We start from the raw sequence: 4,074 nt of genomic DNA, 5'->3' as shown, positions 1-4,074 counted from the left end.
GGTTGGAACGGCCAGGAACTCATCTGCCAGAATGCGGACGCGCTCCCCCAGAATCTGTGACGTAGACACTCCCAGATTTTCTCGGCTGGGAGCGCTTCCCCGTCGTTATGCAGGTGCAACTCCTGAGTACTGCCATACTCACTCCTCGTCAGTCCCAGCCAAAAAAAGCGCGCCCGGCTGCTTCACCCAAACGCGCCCCTCTAGGAACTTCCTGGGAAAATAACCACTTCACTATGACCGCCCTTCTCCGGCGAAATGGTGTGCTAAATCACGCTGAATGAATGTAAAACCCCCAACCTCGCGGCTGGGGGGCTGCACTCCCGGTGGGGATGGGGTTAGCGGACCTCGACCTTGGCGCCCGCGCCTTCGAGCTGGGCGCGGAACTTGTCGGCGTCTTCCTTGCTGACGCCTTCCTTGATCGCGCCGCCCTTCTCGCTGAGGTCCTTGGCTTCCTTGAGGCCCAGGCCGGTGATGGCGCGGATCTCCTTGATGACGTTGATCTTGCTCGCGCCCGCGTCCACCAGCACAACGTCGAACTCGGTCTTCTCCTCGACCGGGGCGGCCTCGGCGGCGCCGCCGCCACCACCCATCGCCACGGCGGCGGTTACGCCCCAGGTCTCCTTGAGGCCGTCGATGAGGTCGGCGAGTTCCATGATGGTAAGGGTGCTGAGCTGGTCGATCAGAGCCTGCTTGTCGTAAGCCATGTGGTGTTTCCTCCTGAACTGAAGTTGTGAAGCTGGGAAAGTGTGGGGCGTTTAGGCGGCCTCGGTCGCGCCGCCGAGCTTCTCGCGGTAGGCTTCGAGAATGCCGACGAAGTTGCTGAGGTGCGCGCTGAGCACGCCCACGAATTCGCCCTGAAGGCTCTGCTTGCTGCCGAGGTTGGCGAGGCGCTCGATGACGCGCACGTCCACGCGCTGCCCCTCGACGAACCCGCCCTTCATGGCGGGGATGCCCCGGTCGTTGCCCTTGGCCGCTTCGCTGAGCGTCTTGGCGATGCCCGCCGGATCGTCCTGCGCCAGCACGAGTGCGCTGGGGCCCTTGAGGGCGTCCGCGAAATCGCGCCCGCCGTCCTGGAGGGCGAGGTTGATCAGGGTGTTCTTGGCGACGATGAGCTGGCCGCCCTTCGTCCGGATGTCCTGGCGCAGTTTCGTGAGCTGCCCCGCGGTGAGACCCTGGTAGTCGACGACGTAAAACGTCTCGATGCCCGTCAGGCTCTCACGCAGGCTGCCCAGGGTCTGCGTGTTCTTTTCGTTCGCCACGCTGCAAACCTCCTGTGTGGTGAACAAGTTCAGGTGCGCTCGTCACGCCCTGACAACTCGGCGGGATCTTTAAACCTGGCGGGTCCCCGCTGTCTACGGTGCCGATGGAAAAAGGTGCAAGAAGCGCACCGGGGTGCCGAAAGAGTATAGGGGAGAGAGCGTCAAATGTCTCCCTCCCCGTCAGGATCAGGCCTGCGAGCCCAGCGTCAGGGGAATGCTCGGCCCCATCGTGGTCGTCAGGTGTGCGCTGCGGAGGTACACGCCCTTGGCGGCGCCGGGCTTGGCGGCCTCCAGCGCGTTCAGGAGCGCCGTGTAGTTCGCGCTGAGGTTGCCCGACTCGAAGCTCGCCTTCCCGATGGGCGCGTGCACGACGCCGGTCTTGTCGTTGCGGAACTCGATGCGTCCCGCCTTGAGCCCGCGCACCATGCCCGCCACGTCGGTGCCGACCGTCCCGCTCTTGGGGTTGGGCAGCAGGCCGCGCGGCCCGAGCAGACGCGCGAGGCGCTGGCCGACGAGGGCCATCACGTCGGGCGTCGCGACCACGGCGTCGAATTCCAGGAAGCCGTTCGCGATCCGCTCGATCAGGTCCTCGGCGCCTACCACGTCGGCCCCGGCAGCCTCGGCGGCGGCCACGTTGTCACCGCGCGTGATCACCGCGACGCGCACGCTGCGGCCCGTGCCGTGGGGCAGCGAGACCGTGCCGCGCACGTTCTGGTCACTCTTGCGGGGGTCGATCCCCAGCCGGAAGTGCACCTCCACCGTCTCGTCGAACTTCGCGGTGGCGAGGTCCCTCACGAGCGTGGCGGCCTCTTCGATGGAGTACTGGCGGGTGCGGTCCACCTTGCTCTGGATCGCCCGGTAACGCTTGCCGTGCTTAGGCATGGGGAGCCCCCTCGATGGTCACGCCCATGCTGCGGGCGGTGCCGGCGACGGTGTTCGCGGCGGCCTCGACGCTCCCGGCGTTCAGGTCGGGCATCTTGGTGCGGGCGATCTCCATCACCTGATCCCAGTTCAGCTTGCCGACCTTCGCCTTGTTGGGGGTGGCGCTGCCCTTTTGCAGCCCCGCCGCCTTGCGGATCAGGTAGCTCATGGGAGGCGTCTTGGTGATGAAGGTAAAGGAGCGGTCCGCGTAGATGGTGATCTCGACGGGAATGATCGCGTCGCCCTTGTCGGCGGTCGCCGCGTTGAACTCCTTCGTGAAGCCCATGATGTTCGCGCCGTACTGGCCGAGCGCGGGGCCCACGGGCGGGGCGGGCGTCGCCTTGCCCGCCGGAAGCTGAAGCTTCACGATTCCGGTGACTTTCTTTGCCATTCTGTTTCCTCCTTAGCTCCCCCAGTCCTCAAGTCGAGGAGCGGGGTGTTGGCGCTAAGTTCCGCCGCTGAAGACTGGGCCTTCGCGGCGGCAACTTTTCCATTCTAGGGCCGGTGGGGAGCGGCTGCCAAGCTCATCCCCGTTCCCGTCCCTACTTACTGACCTGGGCGAAGTCGAGCTCCACGGGCGTCTCGCGGCCAAAGATGCTGACGAGCACCTTGACCTTCGCCTGCGGGGCGTTGACCTCGCTGATCACGCCGGTGAAGTCGGCGAAAGGTCCGCCCGTCACCCGGACCATATCGCCCGGCTTGAGGTTGACCTTGACGCGGGGCGCCTCTTCCTGAGGCTGCGCCGCCACGCCCACCGAGGCGAGCAGGCGCCGCACCTCATCGGGGGAGAGGGGCACCGGGCGCGTCGCCGTGCCGACGAAGCCGGTCACGCCGTTCGTGCCGCGCACGACCTCCCACGACTCGCCGAGTTCGCCGGGGGAGTCGTCGTCCTCCACGTCCATCTGCACGAAGACGTAGCCGGGAAAGAGCTTGCGCTCGACCTCGACCTTTTTGCCGCCCTCCTGCAACTCCATCGCCTTTTCCTTGGGCTGGAGCACCTGGAAAATCTTGGAGTGGAGCATCCCGAGCTTCCGGGCGCGCTCCAGCAGGTGCTGCTCCACGCGGTCTTCCTGACCGACGTAGGTGTGCACCGCGTACCACTCGATGCTCACGGCAAGACCGCCCGCACGAGCGTGCCGAAGAGGTAGTCCATCGCGAACACGATCAAGGTCAGGGCGACCACGAAGATCAACACCGCCTGCGTGCCCTCGATGACCCCCTGCCGCGTGGGCCACGTCACGCGCGCCAGTTCCGCGCGCGAGTCCCGCAAGTACTGAATCAAGTTCATCCGCTCACCTGGCTTCCGCCGTCACGTTCGGGCGGAGAGAGGCGAGACCGGGCCGGGCCACGCTCGGGGCCCGGCCCAGGTCTCAGACCTTCTTCTCCTTGAACACGACGTGCTTTTTCGCCACGGGATCATACTTGCGCAGCTCCATCTTGGCCTGCGTGTTGCGGCGGTTCTTGGTGGTCGTGTAGTAAAAGCCCGTGCCAGCGGTGCTTTCCATCTTCACGATAATGCGCGGTCCGTCTTTCGCCATGCTGGTGCTCCTTTCGCGCGCCCCCAACCTTCGCCGGGGCCGTGCTCCCAGCCCGCCGGCCCAGGCCGGGGTCGCTGGTAAAAGCCCGCCTTGGGGCGGGCAACATTGGGATTATAGGCAGTCGGGAGGGGGGTGTCCACCCTGGGGTCGTCCAAACGGGAAGGGGAGGCCGACCAAGCCTCCCCCAGTCGCTCTGGCAGGTGCCGGAGCTTACTCCAAGACCTTGGTGACGACGCCGGCGCCGACGGTGCGGCCCCCCTCGCGGATGGCAAAGCGCAGGCCCTCTTCCATGGCAATCGGCTTGATCAGCTCGACCGTGAACGTCACGTTATCCCCGGGCATCACCATCTCCACCC

8 protein-coding genes are annotated in these 4,074 nt (G+C 65.9%); all 8 read right to left on the bottom strand.

Annotated features, from left to right (window positions below; genetic code table 11):
- Positions 1–335: 335 nt before the first annotated feature.
- On the bottom strand, positions 336–704 hold the full coding sequence (gene rplL, locus A7B18_RS20980; RefSeq protein ID WP_102128603.1) for a 50S ribosomal protein L7/L12: 369 nt from the start codon (positions 702–704) through the stop codon (positions 336–338).
- A gap of 51 nt (positions 705–755) precedes the next feature.
- Positions 756–1,259, bottom strand: coding sequence for a 50S ribosomal protein L10 (rplJ, locus tag A7B18_RS20975; RefSeq protein ID WP_102128602.1), 504 nt, complete (start codon positions 1,257–1,259; stop codon positions 756–758).
- A gap of 186 nt (positions 1,260–1,445) precedes the next feature.
- On the bottom strand, positions 1,446–2,141 hold the full coding sequence (gene rplA, locus A7B18_RS20970) for a 50S ribosomal protein L1 (RefSeq protein ID WP_102128601.1): 696 nt from the start codon (positions 2,139–2,141) through the stop codon (positions 1,446–1,448).
- Positions 2,134–2,571, bottom strand: coding sequence for a 50S ribosomal protein L11 (gene rplK / locus A7B18_RS20965; protein WP_102128600.1), 438 nt, complete (start codon positions 2,569–2,571; stop codon positions 2,134–2,136). Before rplK ends, rplA begins: the two co-directional genes overlap by 8 nt.
- Positions 2,572–2,722: 151 nt before the next feature.
- The gene (gene nusG / locus A7B18_RS20960; protein WP_102128599.1) at positions 2,723–3,292 is read right to left on the bottom strand and encodes a transcription termination/antitermination protein NusG; all 570 of its coding nucleotides are present in this window, start codon (positions 3,290–3,292) and stop codon (positions 2,723–2,725) included.
- Positions 3,289–3,468, bottom strand: a complete 180-nt coding sequence (gene secE / locus A7B18_RS20955) for a preprotein translocase subunit SecE (protein ID WP_102128598.1) — start codon at positions 3,466–3,468, stop codon at positions 3,289–3,291. Before secE ends, nusG begins: the two co-directional genes overlap by 4 nt.
- Before the next feature lie 82 nt (positions 3,469–3,550).
- On the bottom strand, positions 3,551–3,718 hold the full coding sequence (rpmG, locus tag A7B18_RS20950) for a 50S ribosomal protein L33 (RefSeq protein WP_012692576.1): 168 nt from the start codon (positions 3,716–3,718) through the stop codon (positions 3,551–3,553).
- Between the two features lie 210 nt (positions 3,719–3,928).
- Positions 3,929–4,074: EF-Tu C-terminal domain-related protein (locus tag A7B18_RS20945; protein ID WP_483863808.1), on the bottom strand; the 146-nt coding region annotated here is incomplete at its 5' end.

It is taken from the genome of Deinococcus planocerae, assembly GCF_002869765.1.
In the GTDB taxonomy this organism is placed as follows: Bacteria; Deinococcota; Deinococci; order Deinococcales; family Deinococcaceae; genus Deinococcus; species Deinococcus planocerae.
The sequence above is the reverse complement of the archived record's forward strand: the minus strand, read 5'-3'. Positions and strand labels throughout refer to the sequence as shown.

What these genes read in the sequence shown, in the direction of transcription:
- rplL (WP_102128603.1), bottom strand. Translation starts at nt 704, where the DNA reads ATGGCTTACGACAAGCAGGCTCTGATCGACCAGCTCAGCACCCTTACC.
- secE (WP_102128598.1), bottom strand. Translation starts at nt 3,468, where the DNA reads ATGAACTTGATTCAGTACTTGCGGGACTCGCGCGCGGAACTGGCGCGC.
- rplK (WP_102128600.1), bottom strand. Translation starts at nt 2,571, where the DNA reads ATGGCAAAGAAAGTCACCGGAATCGTGAAGCTTCAGCTTCCGGCGGGC.
- rpmG (WP_012692576.1), bottom strand. Translation starts at nt 3,718, where the DNA reads ATGGCGAAAGACGGACCGCGCATTATCGTGAAGATGGAAAGCACCGCT.
- rplA (WP_102128601.1), bottom strand. Translation starts at nt 2,141, where the DNA reads ATGCCTAAGCACGGCAAGCGTTACCGGGCGATCCAGAGCAAGGTGGAC.